This is a genomic window from Roseovarius sp. MS2, assembly GCF_051447875.1.
GTDB classification, from domain to species: domain Bacteria; phylum Pseudomonadota; class Alphaproteobacteria; order Rhodobacterales; family Rhodobacteraceae; genus Roseovarius; species Roseovarius mucosus_A.
In genome coordinates this window covers 2,253,120-2,273,594 of sequence record NZ_JBKHVF010000001.1, presented here as the reverse complement: position 1 = coordinate 2,273,594, position 20,475 = coordinate 2,253,120, and the positions used below count along the sequence as shown (strand labels likewise).

Below are 20,475 nucleotides of genomic sequence, written 5' to 3'. Positions count from 1 at the left end.
ACAGCCACGCCCAAACCCTACAGTCCCGGTGGCGTCAGGATGTGACGCAAGAGCGCCAGCGGATGCGCCCGCAGGCTGAGGCGCAGGGCGGTATAATCCTCGACCACCTCCTCGCCCAGCGTCATGGCGGGCAGATGCGCCGCAGGCTCGACAATCCCCTCTCCATCAATATCGCGCGCGAATAATGGCAAGGGCCGCTCTGCCCCAATCGCCCGCGCCTGCCAGAGTGCGTCGCGCCGCGAAAGCCCAAGCGCGGCAAAGACATCCGCCTCGGCCAGACGTGTCAGCGCCGCCGGGGCCACCCCCGCCCGCCGCCAGACATCCTCGGGGCCGACATAGCCATTGCCCCGCGCCGCTGCGATCCAGTCCGCCTCGTCCTGCGCCACGCCCTTGATCTGGCGAAACCCCAGACGCAGCGCCAACCGTCCCCGGCTGTCCGGCTCGATGGTATTGTCCCAATACGAGGCGTTGATACAGACCGGGCGCAGCGTCACGCCATGTTCGCGCGCATCCCGCACGATCTGGGCGGGCGCATAAAACCCCATCGGCTGCGAATTCAGCAGCGCACAGGCAAAGATCGCCGGGTGATGGCATTTGAGCCAGGCGCTCGCATAGACCAGATGCGCGAAACTGGCGGCATGGCTTTCGGGAAACCCATAGCTGCCAAAGCCCTCGATCTGGGAAAAACACCGTTCGGCGAAATCGCTGTCATAGCCATTGGCCTGCATTCCACGCAGAAACCGCGCACGAAATTCACTGACATTGCCGTGCTTCTTGAAAGTGGCGAGCGACCGGCGCAAACGGTCCGCCTCTTCGGGGGTGAACCCCGCGCCGATGATGGCGATCTGCATCGCCTGTTCCTGAAACAGCGGCACGCCCAGCGTCTTGCCCAGCACCCGGCCCAGATCATCCGAGGGAAAGCTGACCGCCTCTTCGCCATTGCGACGGCGGATGAACGGATGCACCATATCACCCTGAATGGGGCCGGGCCGGATGATCGCCACCTGAATCACCAGATCGTAAAAGGTGCGCGGGCGCATGCGCGGCAGGAAATTCATCTGCGCCCGGCTTTCGACCTGAAAGACCCCCAGACTGTCGGCGCGGCTCAGCATTTCGTAGACTTGGGCGTCCTCGGGCGGCAGGGTGGCCAGGCTATAGGCCTGCCCGCGATGCTGCCCCAAAAGGTCAAAGGCCTTGCGGATACAGGTCAGCATCCCCAGCGCCAGCACATCGACCTTGAGAATACCCAGCGCGTCAATGTCATCCTTGTCCCAGCAAATGACCGTGCGCCCCTCCATGCTGGCATTCTCGATGGGCACCAATTCATCCAGCCGCCCCTCGGTGATGACAAAGCCGCCGACATGCTGGCTCAGGTGCCGGGGAAAGCCGATGATCTCGCGGATCAGCGCCAGCGTTCGCGCCAGACGCGGATCGCGCGGATCAAGCCCGATCTCGGCCAGGCGCGCCGGCTCCAGCGCGCCCTCACCGCCATGCCCCCAGATCTGCGAGGTCATCGCGCCCAGCAAATCCTCTGACAGGCCCATGGCGCGGCCCACCTCGCGGATCGCACGCTTGGTGCGGTAATGGATCACCGTGGCGCAGAGGCCCGCGCGATGCCGCCCGTAACGCTCATAGATCCACTGGATCACCTCCTCGCGGCGCTCATGCTCGAAATCCACGTCGATATCGGGCGGCTCGTCGCGCGCCTCAGAGACAAAGCGCTCGAACACCATCGTGCCGATCTCGGGGCTGACAGAGGTGACACCAAGGCAATAGCAGACCACCGAATTGGCCGCCGATCCGCGCCCCTGGCACAGGATGCCGCGTGAGCGTGCAAAAGCCACCACGTCATGCACGGTCAGGAAATAAGGCTCGTAGCGCAGCTTGGCGATCAGGGCCAATTCATGCTCCATCATGCCACGCACCCGCGCAGGCGCCCCGCCCGGATAACGCCACTCAAGCCCCGCCTCCGCCAACCGCCGCAGCCGCTGCGCGGGGGTCTCATTCTCGGCAACCTCGCTGGGATATTCATAGCGCAATTCATCCAGCGAAAAATCCAGCCGCGCCGCCAGTGCCGCGGCGCGGCTGACCGCCCCCTCATGCCCCGCAAAAAGGCGGCGCATCTCCTCCTCTGAACGCAGGCGCTGTTCGGCATTGCGCAGCGCATGACGGCCCAGTCGGTCCACCGTCACCCCCAGGCGGATCGCGCTCAGCACATCGGCCAGACGGCGGCGATAGCCGCGATGCAGGATCGGTGCCGCCGCCGCCACCGTCGGCAGGCCCAGCCGCGCCGCCAGCCCCGCCAACCGCTCGAACCGCGCCGGATCGCGCCCGTCATAGCGCGGGCTGAGCAAGAGCGCGACAGAGCCCCCCCAGTGCGCCGCCAATTGCAGCAGCTGCGCCTGCCACGCGCGCCCCGGTGCCGGGTGCACCAACAGATGCAGCCCCGCCGCCCCCGCCAGCACATCCGCCAACCCCAGATCGCACGCGCCCTTTATCGCCCGCTGCCGCCCAAGGCTGATGAGGCGACAAAGGCTGGCCCAGCCGCCGCGATCCAGCGGCAGGGCGGTGATCTCGATCCCCTCGCGCAGCACCAGCCGCGCGGCAGGAATGAGGCGCGGGCAATTGGCCCAATCGGGCGGTGCTGCAGGCTGCGGCGCAGGTGGCCCGATGGGCCCCTGCCGTGCCTCCAGTGCCTGCCGCGCGGCGACCTCGCGCGCAATCTCGCGCGCTGCGGCATGGGCGCGCACGATGCCCGCAACCGAATTCACATCGGCAATCGCCACACCCGACAGGCCCAGCGCCGCGGCATGGCGGATATACTCCTCAGGATGCGACGCCCCGGTGAGAAAGGTGAAATTCGACGTGGCAGAAAGCTCGGCAAAGGGCATGGCGGCACTGATTCCCAGACCCATGCAGTATGTTCACCTTTTGTTCCAATTTCCAGCCCTGCTATGGTCGCCCTCAGCGGCGCTCAGCTGTGCAAGCGCCCCCTTGCAGACAGCGCAGCGCCTTGTCCAGCATCGCGGGCGTCGGCTCTGCATGGCCCATGCCGCCGCAGGGGTCCACCGCCAGCACATAACCGCCGTCCCGCCGCTCCAGAAATCCCAGATACTGGGTTCCCGGCACCGCCGAGGCGCACCACGGGCCAAAACATTGCACATCAAGCGTGATGGCACGATCAAACGCCTGATCGAACCCACCCTTTGTCAGCGCCTGCCCCGTCAACCGCGCCGGAATAAGCGTATGCGCGGGCTTTTGTTGCGGGATCATATCCGTGCTGGGCAGACGCGCCGGATCAAAGGACAGCCGCCCATGCACCACGATATAGGTCTCCGCCGCCTCTGCCGCGCGCCGATAGGTCTCGGCCACATCCTGTGGAAAGCAACTCAGCGCAACCGCCGGTCCCGCCAACACCAAGCCCAGCGCAAGAACCGCCGCCCGGATCACAGCAACGCCCCGAATTCGTCCAGCACACGGGAATAAACCGCGCGCTTGAAAGGCACAATATTGGCCTCCAGATCACTGGGCGGCAACCAGCGCCATTCGGAAAACTCCGGGTGATCGGTGGCGATATTCACATCTGTATCTTGGCCCAGAAACCGCATCAGCACCCATTTCTGTTCTTGCCCCCGATACCGCCCCTTCCAGATGCGCGGCACCATCTCCTGCGGCAGATCATAGGTCAGCCAGCCGGTCGTTTCAGCCTCAACGCGCACCTTGTCCGCTGTAACGCCGGTTTCTTCCCACAACTCGCGCAGGGCGGCTTCGGTCACGCTCTCGCCCTTGTCGATCCCGCCCTGCGGCATCTGCCAGGCGGGAACCTCATTGTCGATCCGCTGGCCCACAAACACCTGCCCCGCCGCATTGACCAGCATCACCCCCACGCACTGGCGATAGGGCAGTTTCGCAATCTCTTCGGGCGTCATCGTCGGGCCTCTCAGCTTGGGTCGCGGGCAGAGTGCGGCGTGCAGCCGTAGGCGTCAAGAGGCCAGCCCCCTCACACCTCGCGCGTGCCGACCATGCCCATGATCTCATAGGTCTGGCGCAGGATCGGTGCGGCAATCGTGCGCGCCCGCGCCGCACCATCCGCCAAAATCCGGTCAATCTCGGACAGATCCTGCATCAGCCGCGCCATTTCCGTGGAAATCGGCGCGATGCGGTCAACGGCCAGATCCGCCAGCATCGGCTTGAACTCGGAAAACGGCTTGCCGCCCGCCTCGGCCATCACCTGATCCACCGTCATATCAGCCAGCGCTGCATAGATATTCACCAGATTGCGCGCCTCTGGCCGCCCCTCCAGCCCAGCCGCCTCAGAGGGCAGCGGCTCGGGGTCGGTCTTGGCCTTGCGGATTTTCTTGGCGATGGTGTCGGCGTCATCCGTCAGATTGATGCGGCTCATATCTGAGGGATCGGATTTCGACATCTTGTTCGATCCGTCGCGCAGGGACATCACCCGCGTCGCCGCCCCTTCGATCACCGGCTCGGGGATCGGAAAGAACTCAACGCCGTAATCATGGTTGAACTTGATCGCAATGTCGCGCGTCAATTCCAGATGCTGCTTTTGATCCTCGCCCACCGGCACATGCGTGGCGTGATAGGTCAGGATATCGGCGGCCATCAGCGCCGGATAGGCAAACAGACCAAGCGAGGCGTTCTGCGCATTCTTGCCCGCCTTGTCCTTGAACTGCGTCATGCGTTGCATCCACCCCATGCGCGCCACACAGTTAAAGACCCAAGCCATTTGCGTATGCTCGGCCACCTGAGACTGATTGAAGAGAATGGACTTGGCCGGATCGAGACCAGAGGCAATGAACCCCGCCGCCAATTCCCGCGTTGCACGGGCCAGATCAGCCGGGTTTTGCCAAACCGTGATCGCATGCAGGTCCACCATGCAATAGAGCGTCTGGATGCCCTTGTTTTGCGCCTCGGCAAACCGCTTCAATGCACCCAGGTAATTGCCCAGATGCAGGTTGCCCGAGGGCTGGATTCCCGAAAACACGCGGGGGGTAAAGGCCGCCTCGGTCATGACGCAACTCCGTGGTGGATTTCTCTGCCCGCCTCGCTTACCCATGCGCCACAGCCCCGTCAAGGAGAGGTGCCATGCCCGACCAAGGACCACCCGCCCCCGTCAACCCCCTGCCGCCCTTCCTGATCGCCCTCTTTCTGGTGATCATGGGGGTCGAAGCCGCCTTTACCTTGGGCGCGCGCGGGCTTGTGGGCGGCCCGGATGCCGTGGGCTGGCGCGCGGCGGCGATCCAGGATTACGGCTTCAACGGCGAAATCCTTGGCTGGATGCTGGAACACAATGCCTATCCGGCGGAACATCTGCGCCGCTTGCTCAGCTATGCCTTCATCCATGGCAGCTTTACCCACGCGCTTTTCGCGGGCGTGCTGCTTTTGGCGATGGGTAAATTCGTCTCGGACGTGTTCCGTCACTGGGCGGTTCTGGTTCTCTTCGCGGTCAGCACAGTGGTGGGGGCCGTGATCTTTGGCCTTGTGGCACCGGGGCGGCCCTGGCTCATCGGGGCCTTTCCCGGCGTTTACGGCCTGATCGGCGGCTTTACCTATATCATGTGGCTCAGGCTGGGGCAGATGGGCACCAATCAGGTCCGGGCCTTCACCCTCATAGGCGTGCTGATGGGGCTACAACTGGTGTTTGGCCTGTTGTTTGGCGGCAATGCCACCTGGATCGCCGATGTCAGTGGCTTTGCCAGCGGATTTCTGGCGTCCTTCGTGCTTAGCCCCGGCGGCTGGTCCCGCCTGCGGGCCAAGCTGCGTCACGACTGAGGGGGGCATTGCCCGCGCGGAATCAAGGCGCGAAGCGCCGCCGCGTGGATCGCTGGGCCGGGGACTAGCGAAACAACAGGCGTGGCTGCCACTTTATGCCTGCCGAGTCAGTATAATCTCTCAGCGAACCGCGCCTTCTCAAAATCGCTAGGCCGCGGGACGGCCCAGCGATCCGCGCGGCGGTGCCTACGGCACCTTGATTCCGCGCGTGAAGACGACCCTCTTACCGCCTTAACCTGCTCCGGATTTCCTGTATCCGGAACGCCCCCAGCCCTTGCCCAAAGAGCGCATAGGCCAGCGTGCCCACCGCGATCAGCACCAACAGCGCCAGCCACCGCCAGCCCCCCATGCCGAAAAGCGGCCCAAGCACCACACCCGCACCCCAGAGCACCGCCCCCATCAGCACCGAGGCCAGACAGATTCGCCACAACCGACGCCGGAATTGCGCATCAAACCGCGCCACCTCGCCAAACTGCCGCGCCCCGGCGGCCAGTTGCACCACCATGATCCATGCCGCGATTGTCGTGGCAATCGCCGCCGCAATCCAGCCGATCAGCATCGCCAGCCCCACCGCCAAAACCCCATTCACCGCCATCGCCCAAACCGCATAGCGGAACGGGCTGCGCGTATCCTCACGCGCGAAAAACAGCGGTTGCAGGATCTTTTGCAACACGAACGCCGGCAGGCCCAACCCGTAAATCGCCACCGCCAAGGCAGTCGCGGCACTGTCATCCGCGCCAAACGCCCCGCGCTCGAACAGCACCGACACCAGTTGAATGGGGATCACGATCAGCGCCACGGCACAGGGAATGGTCAGCGCCAGTGCGATCTCGCCCGCCCGCGACAGCGCCATGCGTGCGCCCACATCATCCTGCGCCTTCAGCCGCCGCGAGAGATCAGGAAGCAGCACGATGCCCACCGCAATCCCCACAACCCCCAAGGGCAATTGATAGAGCCGGTCGGCAGAATAAAGCCAACTCACCGCCTTTTCGGTGTTCGAGGCCACCAATTGCCCGACCACAAGGTTGATCTGCACCACCCCGCCCGCCAAAGCCGCCGGAATGGCAATCCGCACCAGTTGCGCCATCTCTGGCGTCCAGCGGGGCCGCACCAAGGGCAGGCTCAGCCCCGCCCGTCGCGTCGCATGCCACACCAGCGCCAATTGCGCGACCCCAGCCACCGGAATGGTCCAGACCAGCGCCTGCGCCACCGCCCCGCCCGTGACGGCAGCAAAACTCATCGTGCCGATCAACAAGACATTCAGCAACACCGGCGCGGCGGCCGCCGCCGCAAAATGCCCCGCCGCATTGAGCATCCCCGAAAACAACGCCGCCAATGAGATGAAAAAGATATAGGGAAACACGATCCGCCCAAACTCGACCGTCAGGTCGAACCGCGCATCGCCCACGAATCCCTCTGCCGTGGCCCAGACCAGCGCGGGCATGAACACCATGCACAGCCCCGTCAGCCCCAAAAGCACAAGGCTAAGCCCCGAACAGGCCAGCGCCGCAAAGCCCAAAGGGTTATCGCCCGCCTCCAACCGCTTGGAAAACATCGGCACAAAGGCCGCGTTGAACGCCCCTTCGGCAAAGAACCGGCGAAACATATTGGGCAGGCGAAACGCTGCAACAAAGGCATCCATCACAGCGCCGGGGCCGATATAGCTCGCGATCAGCACATCGCGGACGAACCCCAAAAGCCTGCTCAGCAGGGTCCAACCGCCAACGGTGAGAATGCCAGAAAGCAGGCGGACAGGTTTCATGCGGGGCCTTTCGCCGGGATCAGAGACGAGGATTAGACCATCACCACGCCGGGGGGAAGGGGGCGCAAACGGCGCAAACCGCCCGCATTTTCCGGCGCGCACGCATATTTCGCTACCCAGTCCCGCGACGACACGACAAGGTAAGGGCAGAGGACATCGGCACACTCCCGTCCATGCCGACAGAAAGAGACGTGAAATGACCACGACCAATATCCGCCAATGGCTTCAGGAACGGCCCGAAATCGAATCCGTCTTTGCCTGCGTCTGCGATCTCAACGGCGCGATGCGCGGCAAACGCCTGCCGATTGAAAAGGCCAAGTCGATCATGGACGACGGGCTGCGCCTGCCGCTCTCGGTGCTCAGCGTGGATATCTGGGGCGAGGATATCGAGAATAACGAACTGGTGTTCGAAACTGGAGATTCCGACGGTATCTGCGAACATACCGGGCGGCCCATCGTCATGGTGAACTGGACAAGCCGCCCCTCGGCGCTGGTGATGTTCTGGATGCACACCGAGGATGGCAGCCCCTTTCCCGGCGACCCGCGCCATGCGCTCTCCAATATCGTGCAGCGCTACAAGGCACGCGGTCTGACCCCCGTGGTGGCCACCGAACTCGAATTCTACCTCTGCGACCCGCGCGAGGCGCAGCCGCGCCCGCCCTGCTCGCCCGTGACCGGCAAACGGCTCGATTCCGACGGCGCGCTCTCCCTCGATGAGCTGGAACATTTCGACGAATTCCTCAACGACGTCTACGACGCCTGCCACGAACAGGGCATCCCCGCCGATGCCGCCATCTCCGAAAACGGCGCGGGCCAGTTCGAAATCAACATGGTTCATGTCGCCGATCCCCTACAGGCCGCCGATGATGCCGTGCTCTTCAAACGCCTCGTGCGCGGCATCGCGCGCAAACACGGCATGGCCGCCACCTTCATGGCCAAACCCTATGGCGACCGCTCGGGCAGCGGCTTTCACGTGCATTTCAGCCTTGTCGATGAAAACGGAGTCAACCTGTTTGACAATGGCGGTGACACCGGCACACCGCTCCTTCTCAATGCCGTGGGCGGGCTGCTGGAAACGATGCACGAAAACACGCTCACCTTCGCGCCGCACCAGAATTCCTATCGCCGCCTTCTGCCCGGCACCCATGCGCCCACCGGCATCTCATGGGGCTATGAAAACCGTACGGCGGCGATCCGCATCCCCGGCGGCAACCACAAGGCGCGGCGCATCGAGCACCGCGTCGCCGGGGCCGATGCCAACCCGTACCTCGTGCTGGGCAGCATTCTGGGCGGCGCGCTCATCGGCATCGAACAGGGAATAGCACCCTGCCCGCCCATCGACGGCGACGCCTATAGCCAGAAACTCGACCACCTGCCGCTCGACTGGGCCACCGCCATTCAGGCCTTTCGCCGAGGGCGGCATGTGCAGGACATCTTTTCCAGACGCCTGCAAACCATGCTGGTGGAATGCAAGATGCAGGAACTCAAACGCTTCACGCGCTACGTGACCGATTTCGAGTATGACGCCTATCTCGAAAGCGTGTGACGCCCGGCCTCAGCCGGCCACACAATCCGCGAAATAGCGCGTCACGCCATCCTCGCCCACTTCCTGCACCAACCCGTGAATATCGGTCTCGAAACCGGGGCATTCGCGACCAAACTCGCGGTTGAACCGCAGATATTGCACGATGGTCTTGTTGAACACCTCGCCGGGGATCAAAAGCGGAATACCCGGCGGATAGGGCGTCACAAGGCTGGTCGTCACCCGGCCTTCCAAATCGTCAATCGCCACGCGCTCGGTGGTGCGCCGCGCGATATGGGCAAAGGCCTCGCTCGGCGTCATCGCCGGGGTCAGATCGCTCAGATACATTTCCGTCGACAGGATCGCCACATCGTATTTCGCATAAAGCGTGTGCACATGCTGGCACAGATCCCGCAGCCCCATGCCTTCATAGCGCGGCTGCTTGGCGCAAAACTCCGGCATCGCCCGCCACATCGGCTGGTTCTTGTCGTAATCGTCCTTGAACTGTTGCAGCGCGGTCAAGAGCGTGTTCCACCGCCCCTTGGTGATGCCAATGGTGAACATGATGAAAAAGCTGTAAAGCCCGGTTTTTTCGACCACCACACCATGCTCGGCCAGATATTTGGTGACAATCGAGGCCGGAATCCCCGTCTGCTCGAACCGCCCGTCCAGATTGAGACCGGGCGTGATGATCGTGGCCTTGATCGGATCAAGCATGTTGAACCCCGGCGCCATCTCGCCGAAATCATGCCAAGACTCCTCCCCATCCGAGGCTTGCACGCCATGCGCATCGGTGCGTTTGAGCACCCAGTCACGCATCTCACCGATCCCCTCCTCGTCCAGAACATCCGGACCCCAGACTTGGAACCACCAGTCGTCATCGCCGAACTCGGCATCGACCTTCTGCATCGCCCGCCGGAAATCCAGCGATTCCGCGATGCTCTCCTCGACCAGCGCTGTGCCTGCAGGCGGCTCCATCATCGCCGCTGCCACATCGCAACTCGCAATAATGCTGTATTGCGGGCTGGTGCTGGTATGCATCAGATACGCCTCATTAAAGAGGTGGCGATCCAGCTTGGTGGTCTGACTGTCCTGCACCAACACATGGCTGGCCTGACTGATCCCCGCCAGCAGCTTGTGGATCGACTGCGTCACATAAGTCACCGAATGCAGCGGCCGTTCCCGCGACCGGCCCATCGCGTGAAAACTGCTATAGAACGGGTGGAAACTGGCATGCGGCAACCACGCCTCATCGAAATGCAGGTTTTCCACATAGCCATCAAGCAGATCCTTGATCACCTCGGTATTGTAGAGCACCCCGTCATAGGTGGATTGCGTCAAGGTCAGGATGCGCGGCTTGACCGTATCGGGATCAACCCCCTTCAACAGCGGATTGGCGCGGATCTTGGCCTTGATCGCGTCAATCTCGAACTCGCCGCGCGGAATCGGCCCGATGATGCCAAAGTTATTGCGCGTGGGCCGCAGGAACACCGGAATCGCCCCAGTCATGATGATGCTATGCAGGATCGACTTGTGGCAATTGCGGTCCACCACCACCACGTCACCGGGGGCGACCGTGTGATGCCAGACCATCTTGTTGCTGGTGCTGGTGCCATTGGTCACGAAAAAACAGTGATCGGCGTTGAAAATCCGCGCCGCATTGCGCTCTGACGCGCCAATCGCGCCGTCATGATCCAAGAGCTGCCCCAGCTCCTCGACCGAATTGCACACATCGGCGCGCAGCATGTTCTCGCCGTAAAACTGATGGTACATCTGGCCAATCGGGCTTTTGAGAAAGGCCACGCCCCCCGAATGCCCCGGACAATGCCAAGAATACGACCCGTCCTCGGCATAATCCAGCAACGCCTTGAAGAACGGCGGCTGAATGCCCTCCAGATAAATCTTGGCCTCGCGGATGATATGGCGCGCCACGAATTCGGGCGTATCCTCGAACGCATGAATAAATCCGTGCAATTCGCGCAGGATGTCATTGGGCAAATGGCGGCTCGTCTTGGTCTCGCCGTAAACATAGATCGGCACATCGGCATTCTTGCGCCGCACCTCTTGCACGAAATTGCGCAGATTGGTGATCACCGGATCAATATCGGGACCGGGGCTGAATTCCTCATCGTCAATCGACAGAACAAAGGCACTGGCGCGCGATTGCTGCTGCGCGAATTGCGACAAATCCCCATAGCTCGTGACGCCCAGAACCTCGAACCCCTCGTCCTCCATAGCCTTGGCCATGGCCCGAATACCAAGCCCGGAAGAGTTTTCGGACCGGAAATCTTCGTCGATGATGACAATGGGAAAGTGGAATTTCATCAACTTCTCCTTTCAGGAGACCAGCAGGGGGGCGATCACGCCAAACGTCGCGAGAGGACCCCCCAAACTCTGAGGGAATCCTACTCCGCGCAGCTTGTTTCTGCTGTGCGCCCCAAGGTCAAGCCCCGCTGCGACCCGAAGGCCGCTTTGCGCGCGCTCATGCCGCCTGCCGGGTCAAAGACCCAGTGTGCGGCGCCGTCCCTCGGCCATCTTGTTGATCAGATGATCCGCCGCCAAGCCGATAAAGGCCACGGCAAACCCCAGCACAAGGCCTTTGCCCACATCGGTGGAACTCAGCGCGCGCTGCATTTCCTGCCCCAGATCCTGCGTGCCGATAAAGGCCGCGATGATCACCATGAAGAGCGAAAACATCAGCGATTGATTGATCCCCACCATGATCGTGGGCAGCGCCAAGGGCAGGCGCACATGCCACAAACTCTGGCCGCGCGTGGCCCCCGACATATCCGCCGCCTCGATCACCGCCTCGGGCACGCCGCGCAGCCCCTCGATGGTATAGCGGATCAGCGGCACGGCAGCGAACAGCACCACCGCCCCCACCACCGCCACATCATTGACGCCAAAAAGCATGATCACCGGAATAAGATAGATGAAACTCGGAAAGGTCTGAAGACTGTCACACAGCAGCAAGACCCGCTTGGCCCGCGCCTCATACCGCGCAGCCCAGATGCCCAAGGGAAAGCCGAAACTCGTCGCCACAGCCACAGCCACCAGCACCGTGTAGACCGTGATCATCGCCCGGTCCCACCAGCCGGTGATCGCGATATAGCCGATAAAGCCAACGCAGATCAGCGCCGAACGCCAGCCGCCCACCGCCAGCCCCGCCGCCGCGACCAGGGCAAGCACCGCCGTGTAGGGCAACCACAAAAGCGCATCGCGCACCGGGATCAGAACCCATGTGATCAGGAACCACCGCAACCATTGCGTCACCGGATCAAGCGTCACGATCACCCAAGACATCATCGCATCCAGCGGGTCCGCCACCGAAAGCGATTGCCCCCGCCCGACCTCGGCAAAGAACGGCACCACCGCCGACAGCACAAACCCCGCCACCATCAATGCGGCCCAAACGCTCATCACCCGGTGCCGCGCGGTCCAGCTTAGCCCCGGCTCATGATGCACCGGCTGCCGCTCGGCCCAGGCCTTGGAACACCGATCCAGCGCCACGGCCAACAGAACGATCGTGATGCCGATTTCAATCGAGCGCCCGATCTTGAGCGCCTGCAACAGTTGCAACAGCTTCTGCCCCAGCCCCGGCATGCCGATGAAACTGGCCAGAACCACCATCGCCAGACACTGCATGATCACCTGATTGACGCCCACCAAAATCTCGGTGCGTGCAGTCGGGATACGCACCCGCGTCATCAATTGCCAGCTTGTGCTGCCGCACATCTTGCCGCTCTCGATCACCTCGGGCGGCACCTTGCGCAGGCCCAGCAGGGTCATGCGGATCATCGGCGGCACCGAGAAAATGATCGTGACAATCGCCCCCGCCTTGGGGCCCACCCCGATAAAGACCACAACCGGGATCATATAGGCGAAATGCGGCAGCGATTGCGCGATGTTGAGAACCGGATTCATCACCGCCTCTACCCAGCGCCAGCGCCACGTCGCCACCCCCATCATCAGACCGAGCAGAACCGACACCGGGGCCGCAACCACGATCACCGACAGGGTTTCCATCGCCCATTGCCATTGCCCCATCAGCGCGATCCAGACAAACGTACCCCCCGCCAAAAGCGCCAGCCGCAAACCGCCCAGCCAATAGCCCAGACATCCCGCACTCAGCGCCACCACGATCCATGGCAGCGGGCCGATACGCGGCCAGCGGTTCTTGCCATAGAGAATATTCGCCGTCACATCGAGCAGCCACTCGATCCCATCGGCAAAGGCACGGGTCACATGGATAAGGCCCAGATCATCGCGCAGCCATGTGAACACCGCGTTGATCCAATCCGCCAGCGGCAGGATCATCCCCTCGACCGGGCGCATCAGCCCCTCGGGCAAATAGGGCCGAGCAAGAATTAGGCACAGCGCAAGGCCCAGAACCACCCAAGCCGGATTGAGGCGCGGTTTGGCGGTGGTCGCCAGCGGCAGGGCGCTCTCGCTCATGCCTGCCCTCCCAGCAGCACGTCCAGCGCCTCCTTGCGGCTCAGCACGCCGGTAATCCGCCCCGCCTCATCCGCCACGGGCAAGCTCTCGCGCGGATCGTCGATCAACTGCCGCGCCAGCGCACGGATCGTGCTCTTGCCCGCCACCGGCAGCCCCTCGGGCATCACGCCGTTGATGGGCCGCGCCAAGCCGGACGCATGCACCACCCGCGCTTTCTCAATCTCTTCGGTGAATTTGCGCACATAATCGGTGGCCGGATTCAGAACGATCTGATCGGGCGTGTCGCATTGCTCGACCGCACCGTCTTTCATGATCGCAATCCGGTCCGCCAGCCGCAGCGCCTCGTCGAAATCATGGGTGATAAAGACAATTGTCTTACCCAGCATCCCCTGCAAACGCAGGAATTCATCCTGCATTTCGCGCCGGATCAGCGGATCAAGCGCCGAAAACGGCTCGTCCAGGAACCAGATATCGGGCTCGATGGCGAGAGAACGGGCAATCCCAACCCGCTGCTGCTGCCCACCTGACAATTCACGCGGAAAGTAATCCTCGCGCCCGCCAAGCCCCACCAGCTCGATCACCTCCAGCGCCCGCTTGCGCCGCGTGGCCCGATTCTGCCCGCGCATTTCCAGCGGAAAGGCCACATTCTCCAGCACCGTGCGATGCGGCAGCAGGCCAAAACTCTGGAATACCATGCCCATCTTGTTGCGCCGCAATTCGATCAACTGCGTCTCGCTCAGCGCACCAATGTCCTGCCCCTCGACAGACACCGTGCCGCCGGTAATCTCGATCAACCGCGACAGGCACCGCACCAGCGTGGATTTGCCAGACCCCGAAAGGCCCATGATCACCAGCATCTCGCCCCGCGCAATATCAAGCGACACATCACGCACCGCCGAGATATAGCCCGCCTGCCGAATAACCTCGAACCCGGGATCGCCCTTAAGGCCGCCCAGATACGCCTCGGGCGCAGGGCCAAATAGTTTCCAGACATTGCGGCATGAAATCACGGGTTCAGAAACCGGCACGCGACACCCCCTTGTTTGTTATGGAAAACCCCACCCATGGCGCACCACGGGCGGGGCAGATTTTAAGATCGGATCAGTTGATCCAGACCTTCCAAACATCGCCATTCTCTTCCAGCCAATGCGTCGCAGCCTCTTCTGGCTCCATCTCGTCGATGTCCACCAGCTTGGCCATTTCCGCGATCTGCGGGTTGGTAAAGCTGATCTTGGTCAGCATTTCATAGGCGTCCGGCCATTTCTCTTTCATCCCATCCCAAGCGGCTTTTTTCATGTAGCCATTGGCGGGATTGCCGCAATCATAGGTCTTGTCCGGGTTCGGCCCAACCGCCGGGTCCTTGTCGCACCCTTCCACCCAAGTCGGGAACTCGACGAATTCGCCCGGCCAAACAGCTTCGGCAAAATTCGGCGTCCAGTTAAAGACCACGATGGGCTTTTTGGTCTTTTCAGCGGCCCCGATTTCCGCCCAGAGGGCTGCGGCAGAACCGGCATTGACCACTTTGAAATTCATGCCCAGCCCATCAACCCGCTCTTGGTCATGCTTGAGCCAGTCCACCGGCCCCCCAAGGAACCGCCCGGCGTCCCCGGTCTCCGGCGTCGCAAAAAGAGCAGCGCACTCATTCAGCGCCTGCCAGTCAGGCAGACCCGGACAGGCCTCTTTGGTCCACATCGGATACCACCAATCCTCGCGCGTCACCGCGTTGTGATCGCCCGCATCATGCAACCCGCCCTTTTCCAGCGCGGCACGGAATGAGGCACCAAATGCCCCCTCCCAAACCTCCATCTCCAGCGCCACATCGCCCAGACGCACCGATTCATAGACCGACTGACTGTCCGTCGAGACATATTCCACATTGTTGCCCATGGATTCGAAAATCTGGCCAACCACATTGCTCATCACGATCTGGCTCGACCAGTTGTGAATGGGGATGACGATCGGATCTTCGGAATCCGCCAAGGCGCCAGTCGCCGCTAGGGCGAGCACGGCGGCCCCGCCGATCAGTCGTAAACGCTGTGTCATTCTTGAAACTCCCTGTGTTGATGTATCCCGCCCGTTTTCCGGGCTTTGGTAAGGGGAGCTTAGGGATCGGATATGAACACGTCAGAGGGGCGGCATGAACGAACTGGACTTAATTGTGAAAAAATATTAACAGGAGGAAACCTTGCAAAGGGCTCCAACGTGCCAAGAGCCGCCCATATCGTCATCATTGAGGATGAGCCCGTTACCCGCACCACGCTGGCGGAGTATCTGATGTCGCATGGCTATACCGTCACCGCCTTTGACAGCGCAGAGCGGGCCGAAACAATGCTGGGCAGCGACCGCGCCGACCTCTTGCTTGTCGACATCACGCTCAATGGCAAGGACGGGCTGCAGATCACCCGCGAACAACGCGCGCGCTCGGATATCGGCATTATCCTCACCACCAGCCTCAGCGATGACGTAGACCGTATCGTTGGGCTGGAACTGGGGGCCGATGATTATGTTTGCAAACCGTTCAATCGCCGCGAATTGTTGGCCCGGATCAAGAACCTCTTGCGCCGAACCGAGGCCCAGCGCCGCCTCTCACGCCAAAACCTGCGATTTCACGGCTTCAGCTTTGCCTTTGCCACCCGGCAACTGACCGGCCCGGATGGGCAACCCATCCGCCTCACCCGCGCCGAATACGAGGTGCTGGCCGAACTCTTGCGCCATCCCGGTGCCGTGCTCAGCCGCGACCGGCTGATGACCGTGATCACCCACCGCCAAGAGCATCCCGATACCCGCACCGTCGATGTCATCATCCGCCGCCTGCGCACCAAGCTGGAAGAAGACCCCGGCGCGCCGCGCCTCATCACCACCGCCCATGGCGAGGGCTATGTATTCACCGCCACCTTGGACTGATCCGCCAACCCATCTGCCGCGCGCAAAAGCGTGGCACGCGCCGCCGCAATCTCTGCAGGCAAAGCGGCCATAGCGCCCCGCATCGCCCCCGCGTCACCCGCGCGCGCCGCCTCTTCCAGGGCCCGCAATCCAGCGCTCAACCCCGGCAAGCTGAAATTGCCCGCCGCCCCCTTCATCCGGTGCGCCACTTTGGCCACGCCCGCCGCATCCTCTGCGTCCACCGCCGCCGCCAAGGCCCGCGCCTCTTCCCCGACCCCATCCAGATAAAGCCGGATCGCCGCAGCCGTCTGCTCTGGCCCCAGATCGGCCAGCATGGCACCCAGCCCGTCGCGCGCGCCGCCCATGGGCAAAGAGACCGAGCGCGGCGAGAGAAACACACCCCGGCGCTGCCCGCCCGTCACCTGCGCAATCGCGGCGGCCAGCCTCTCGGGCGAAACCGGCTTGGCCACGAAACAATCCATCCCCGCGTCCAGTTGCTGAGCCACCTCTTCCTCCTGCACATGGGCAGAGATGCCGATCACCGGCAGGTCTTGGCCCTCGGGCAACCCGCGCAACCGCCGCGTCGCGTCGGTGCCCGACAGGCCCGGCAGGTTCACATCCATCAAGACCAAGTCGAACCGCTCCCGCTTCAGCAGGTCCAGCGCGTCCTCACCACTGTCCACACAGACCGCCGTATGCCCCATCCGCTCCAGATAACTGCGCGCAACCATCTGGTTGACGCTGTGATCCTCGACAATCAGCGCATGCAGACTGCGCCCCGCCCGATCAGGGGTCCACTCGGGCACGCTCTCAGCCAAAAGCGCCGGATCGGCCAATTCGAAATCTGCCATGAAGGTAAAAACCGATCCCACATGCGGCGTGCTTTCCACGCTCAGCGCGCCGCCCATCACCTCCGCGAATTTGCGACAGATCGCCAAGCCCAGCCCGGTGCCGCCATAGCGCCGCGCCGTCAAACCGTCTTCCTGCTCGAATGCTTCGAAAATACGCTGCCGCGCCTGCGCTGAAATCCCCTTGCCGGTATCGCTGACCTCCAGAATCAACGTCACCCGCCCGGCCCCCGCAGCCCGCACCCGCAGCCGCAAAACCACCTCGCCCTCTTCCGTGAACTTGACCGCGTTCGAGACAAGATTGAACAGGATCTGCCTCAGTTTGGCCATATCACCCATCACGGCAGCGGGCGCATCCTCAGGCAGATCAAGCCAGAGCACGATCCCCTTCTCCCGCGCGCCGGGGTCCAACAGGGTTACGATCACCTGCATCACCTCGGCCACTGAAAACACCACCCGCTCCAGATGCGCGCCGCTCAACTCGGTCTTGGAATAGCTCAGAATGTCGTTCAAAATCGTCAGCAGGCTCTCACCCGAGGCCCGCGCCGCGCGCAATTGCTCCAACTGCGCGTCTGGCAAGCCCTCAGCCGAAAGCGTGCGCAACATGCCCAGAACCCCGTTCATCGGCGTGCGGATCTCATGGCTCATCATCGCAAGGAATTCCGATTTCGCCCGATCCGCCGCCTCCGCCTTTTGCCGCGCCACGGCATGCGCCTCGACCTCACCGCGCAGCGCCTCGGTCTTTTCCGCCACCAACTCCTGCAAGGCATTGCGATGCCGCGCCAACTCCTCTTCGTTGCGCCGCCGCGCCTCCTCCAAGGTGCGGTTGGCGATGGCCTGACGCCGGAACACCTCGACCGCGCGCTCCATGCCCGCAATCTCATCATTGCCACGCGGGGCCACGCGCATATCAAGCTGCCCCGCCGCCAGCCGCGTCATCATATCCGACAGGTTGTCCAACCGCCGCGAGATATTGCCGCGCACGTAAAACCACAGCACGGCCAAGGACAGCAACAGCGCCAGCCCCGCCGCTCCGGCGCTGCGCAACCGCGTGGCCCGGATCACCTCAAGCGAGGCCGCCCCGGCGCGCTGCGCCTCCGCCTGCACCCGGCTCGCCAGATCCGTCACCGCCACATGCAGCCCGTCCGCCGACACGCGCAGCGCCGCCTGCGCGCTCTCGATCCGGCCATCCAGTTCCAGAATGCCCTCGGTCAGCCCCAAAAGCCCCCCCGGCCCCGCCGGATCACTCAGCGACAGGATCGTACCCAACAAGGTTTGCGCCTGCGCCGCCCGCCCCGGATCACGGATCGCCGCCACGCGCCGCGCGACAATCTCGGTCCGCTCGCCCAACGTGGCCCGGATCGGCACCAAACCCGCGGCATCGCTCAGCCCGGCAATCCGGTTGAAGAGCAGCCCAATCTCCGCCGTGCGCGACCGCAACTCGAACATCAACCCCAGCTCGAACAGATCAACCTCGATCAGCTTGTCCAGCGTCGCCAGATGCTGCGCACTGCCGGTGTCATCGTCATAGAGGTTGGAAATCACCGCCGCCGTGCTCATCTCGGCATTGGCCACCAAAGTATCAGCCATATTGAGCAACGCCGACGTCGCCCCAAGCGCGCGGTCCAGCCCCTCGCGCCGCGCCTGCACCAGCGACAGACGTTGCTTGACCAAGCGGTCAAGCTCGGCAATCCCCGCCTCCATCGCCACCACGGCACGGGTCAACTCGCCCCCGCTGCCGCCACCATGCTCCGCCTGAAACCGGCTCAGATGATCCGAGAGCGCCGCCACCCGCGCGCCCAAATAGGCCGCCCGGTCGCGCCGCGCCGCCTCATCATCCACCGCCGCCAATTCCGGCGCCACCGTGATGATGGCCGAACTTTCCTCGGTAAACCGCCGCATATCCGACAGCACCGGGATCGAGCGATCATAGAGCTGCTGTTGCGCCTGCGTGACATCGCGCAGCTCGAACCAGCCAAAGAAACCCGCCAGCGCGGGCAGGCCGGCAATCACGAGAAAGGCCGCCAACAGGCGCGCGCCCAATCCGGTTCTGCTCTTCATCCGGCTCTTCCCGCTCCGCTTTTGTTGCAGTCCTGCCGCGACAGTCTATAGTAATTTCCGCAGAGGAGTGAGTGTTTCATGCAAAGAATAATCGCCTGTATGCTCGCCCTCTTGGCACCTCTGCCACTCGCCGCAGACCCATGGGCGCTGCAAACCCATACGGTGCCCTTCGACTATACCAGCCCCGCGCGTCCGCTCACCTATACGCCACTCGATCGTGCCGCATCCCCTTGGACGCTTTGCATCTCTTATCCGCATCTCAAGGACGCCTATTGGCTCTCGGTCAATTTCGGCATGGTCGAAGAGGCCCAGCGCCTTGGCGTGGGCTTTCGTCTGGTCGAGGCGGGCGGCTATCCCAATCTTGACCGTCAGATCGAACAGATCACCAATTGCGTGGCCCAAGGCGCGGATGCGCTGGTGGTCGGCACCGTGTCTTTCGAGGGGCTGACCCCCACCGTTCAGGCGCTCTCCGAACAGGTGCCGGTCATCGCCACGGTCAATGACATCGCCGATCCCGGCATCGCGGCCAAGGCGGCGGTCTCTTGGTATGACATGGGTGCCATCACCGGGCGCTTCATCGCCGAGCGCCACCCCAAGGGCAGCGCCCCGGTGCGGCTGGCGTGGTTTCCCGGTCCCCAAGGGGCCGGTTGGGTCAGCTTTGTCGAGGCGGGCTTTCGCGACGCCATCGCCGAGAGCGCGGCAGAGATCGTGCTCACCAAATACGGCGACACGGGCCGCGAAATCCAAGTGACGCTGGTCGAGGAAACGCTCGATAGCGGGGTTGCCATCGACTACATCGTCGGCAGCGCCCCCACCGCCGAAGTGGCCGTGTCGATCCTGCGCGCGCGCGGGCTCGAAGGGCAGATCAACATCGTCTCGGATTACATGAGCCACGCGGTGTTTCGCGGCATTCGTCGCGGCCGCATCCTCGCCGCGCCCACCGATTTCCCGATCATGCAGGGCAAACTCGCCATCGAAATGGCCGTGCGCGCCATCGAGGGCACGCTTGAGACCCGCCATGCCGGCCCCCGGATCATGCTCGTAACCCCCGATATGGTCGGCAATACCGACCTTGCCGAAACCCTCGCGCCCGCCAGCTTTATCCCCGTGTTCGAACTGGACTAGCGCACCGCTTGCGGTCATCATGGCACCAA

Annotated in this window: 14 protein-coding genes; 4 read left to right on the top strand and 10 right to left on the bottom strand. The window is 63.1% G+C overall.

Annotated elements, in window-relative coordinates:
• Nucleotides 1-17: 17 nt before the first annotated feature.
• From ACLGGT_RS11035 to trpS, 4 genes are all read right to left on the bottom strand, one after another.
• Nucleotides 18-2,915: an error-prone DNA polymerase gene (locus ACLGGT_RS11035; RefSeq protein WP_437196109.1), complete on the bottom strand. Its 2,898-nt coding sequence runs from the start codon at nucleotides 2,913-2,915 to the stop codon at nucleotides 18-20.
• Between the two features lie 49 nt (nucleotides 2,916-2,964).
• Nucleotides 2,965-3,450: a hypothetical protein gene (locus ACLGGT_RS11030; protein WP_081507792.1), complete on the bottom strand. Its 486-nt coding sequence runs from the start codon at nucleotides 3,448-3,450 to the stop codon at nucleotides 2,965-2,967.
• Nucleotides 3,447-3,929 (bottom strand): RNA pyrophosphohydrolase, encoded by a 483-nt coding sequence (locus ACLGGT_RS11025; protein WP_081507791.1) that lies wholly within the window; start codon nucleotides 3,927-3,929, stop codon nucleotides 3,447-3,449. Before ACLGGT_RS11025 ends, ACLGGT_RS11030 begins: the two co-directional genes overlap by 4 nt.
• Nucleotides 3,930-4,000: 71 nt before the next feature.
• Nucleotides 4,001-5,029, bottom strand: a complete 1,029-nt coding sequence (gene trpS, locus ACLGGT_RS11020; protein ID WP_008281811.1) for a tryptophan--tRNA ligase — start codon at nucleotides 5,027-5,029, stop codon at nucleotides 4,001-4,003.
• Between the two features lie 74 nt (nucleotides 5,030-5,103).
• Between trpS and ACLGGT_RS11015 the strand changes: the two genes are divergently transcribed.
• Nucleotides 5,104-5,790 (top strand): rhomboid family intramembrane serine protease, encoded by a 687-nt coding sequence (locus tag ACLGGT_RS11015; RefSeq protein ID WP_081507790.1) that lies wholly within the window; start codon nucleotides 5,104-5,106, stop codon nucleotides 5,788-5,790.
• A gap of 223 nt (nucleotides 5,791-6,013) precedes the next feature.
• Here ACLGGT_RS11015 and murJ read toward each other — a convergent pair whose 3' ends face one another.
• Nucleotides 6,014-7,552: a murein biosynthesis integral membrane protein MurJ gene (murJ, locus tag ACLGGT_RS11010; protein WP_375554189.1), complete on the bottom strand. Its 1,539-nt coding sequence runs from the start codon at nucleotides 7,550-7,552 to the stop codon at nucleotides 6,014-6,016.
• Nucleotides 7,553-7,748: 196 nt separating this feature from the next.
• Here murJ and ACLGGT_RS11005 point away from each other — a divergent pair, with 196 nt between their 5' ends.
• Nucleotides 7,749-9,098, top strand: coding sequence for a glutamine synthetase family protein (locus ACLGGT_RS11005; RefSeq protein WP_008281808.1), 1,350 nt, complete (start codon nucleotides 7,749-7,751; stop codon nucleotides 9,096-9,098).
• A 9-nt stretch (nucleotides 9,099-9,107) separates the two neighbouring features.
• On the opposite strand, the gene ACLGGT_RS11000 is transcribed toward ACLGGT_RS11005, so the two are convergent.
• From ACLGGT_RS11000 to ACLGGT_RS10985, 4 genes are all read right to left on the bottom strand, one after another.
• Nucleotides 9,108-11,399, bottom strand: coding sequence for an arginine/lysine/ornithine decarboxylase (locus ACLGGT_RS11000; RefSeq protein WP_008281807.1), 2,292 nt, complete (start codon nucleotides 11,397-11,399; stop codon nucleotides 9,108-9,110).
• A gap of 174 nt (nucleotides 11,400-11,573) precedes the next feature.
• Nucleotides 11,574-13,529: an ABC transporter permease gene (locus ACLGGT_RS10995; RefSeq protein ID WP_437196108.1), complete on the bottom strand. Its 1,956-nt coding sequence runs from the start codon at nucleotides 13,527-13,529 to the stop codon at nucleotides 11,574-11,576.
• Nucleotides 13,526-14,557 (bottom strand): quaternary amine ABC transporter ATP-binding protein, encoded by a 1,032-nt coding sequence (locus ACLGGT_RS10990; RefSeq protein ID WP_081507785.1) that lies wholly within the window; start codon nucleotides 14,555-14,557, stop codon nucleotides 13,526-13,528. Before ACLGGT_RS10990 ends, ACLGGT_RS10995 begins: the two co-directional genes overlap by 4 nt.
• 73 nt (nucleotides 14,558-14,630) lie before the next feature.
• Nucleotides 14,631-15,572 (bottom strand): ABC transporter substrate-binding protein, encoded by a 942-nt coding sequence (locus ACLGGT_RS10985; RefSeq protein WP_008281804.1) that lies wholly within the window; start codon nucleotides 15,570-15,572, stop codon nucleotides 14,631-14,633.
• A 159-nt stretch (nucleotides 15,573-15,731) separates the two neighbouring features.
• Between ACLGGT_RS10985 and ACLGGT_RS10980 the strand changes: the two genes are divergently transcribed.
• Complete coding sequence (locus ACLGGT_RS10980) at nucleotides 15,732-16,433, top strand: winged helix-turn-helix domain-containing protein (protein WP_437196106.1); 702 nt, start codon at nucleotides 15,732-15,734, stop codon at nucleotides 16,431-16,433.
• Here the strand turns inward: ACLGGT_RS10980 and ACLGGT_RS10975 are convergent.
• Nucleotides 16,406-19,321, bottom strand: a complete 2,916-nt coding sequence (locus tag ACLGGT_RS10975; protein ID WP_437196105.1) for an ATP-binding protein — start codon at nucleotides 19,319-19,321, stop codon at nucleotides 16,406-16,408. The genes ACLGGT_RS10980 and ACLGGT_RS10975 overlap by 28 nt on opposite strands.
• A 78-nt stretch (nucleotides 19,322-19,399) precedes the next feature.
• Here ACLGGT_RS10975 and torT point away from each other — a divergent pair, with 78 nt between their 5' ends.
• Nucleotides 19,400-20,446 (top strand): TMAO reductase system periplasmic protein TorT, encoded by a 1,047-nt coding sequence (torT, locus tag ACLGGT_RS10970; RefSeq protein WP_237183457.1) that lies wholly within the window; start codon nucleotides 19,400-19,402, stop codon nucleotides 20,444-20,446.
• Nucleotides 20,447-20,475: the final 29 nt, after the last annotated feature.

What these genes read in the sequence shown, in the direction of transcription:
- murJ (WP_375554189.1), bottom strand. Translation starts at nt 7,552, where the DNA reads ATGAAACCTGTCCGCCTGCTTTCTGGCATTCTCACCGTTGGCGGTTGG.
- ACLGGT_RS11000 (WP_008281807.1), bottom strand. Translation starts at nt 11,399, where the DNA reads ATGAAATTCCACTTTCCCATTGTCATCATCGACGAAGATTTCCGGTCC.
- ACLGGT_RS10975 (WP_437196105.1), bottom strand. Translation starts at nt 19,321, where the DNA reads ATGAAGAGCAGAACCGGATTGGGCGCGCGCCTGTTGGCGGCCTTTCTC.
- ACLGGT_RS11025 (WP_081507791.1), bottom strand. Translation starts at nt 3,929, where the DNA reads ATGACGCCCGAAGAGATTGCGAAACTGCCCTATCGCCAGTGCGTGGGG.
- ACLGGT_RS10995 (WP_437196108.1), bottom strand. Translation starts at nt 13,529, where the DNA reads ATGAGCGAGAGCGCCCTGCCGCTGGCGACCACCGCCAAACCGCGCCTC.
- ACLGGT_RS11035 (WP_437196109.1), bottom strand. Translation starts at nt 2,915, where the DNA reads ATGGGTCTGGGAATCAGTGCCGCCATGCCCTTTGCCGAGCTTTCTGCC.
- ACLGGT_RS10985 (WP_008281804.1), bottom strand. Translation starts at nt 15,572, where the DNA reads ATGACACAGCGTTTACGACTGATCGGCGGGGCCGCCGTGCTCGCCCTA.
- ACLGGT_RS11005 (WP_008281808.1), top strand. Translation starts at nt 7,749, where the DNA reads ATGACCACGACCAATATCCGCCAATGGCTTCAGGAACGGCCCGAAATC.
- trpS (WP_008281811.1), bottom strand. Translation starts at nt 5,029, where the DNA reads ATGACCGAGGCGGCCTTTACCCCCCGCGTGTTTTCGGGAATCCAGCCC.
- ACLGGT_RS11015 (WP_081507790.1), top strand. Translation starts at nt 5,104, where the DNA reads ATGCCCGACCAAGGACCACCCGCCCCCGTCAACCCCCTGCCGCCCTTC.
- torT (WP_237183457.1), top strand. Translation starts at nt 19,400, where the DNA reads ATGCAAAGAATAATCGCCTGTATGCTCGCCCTCTTGGCACCTCTGCCA.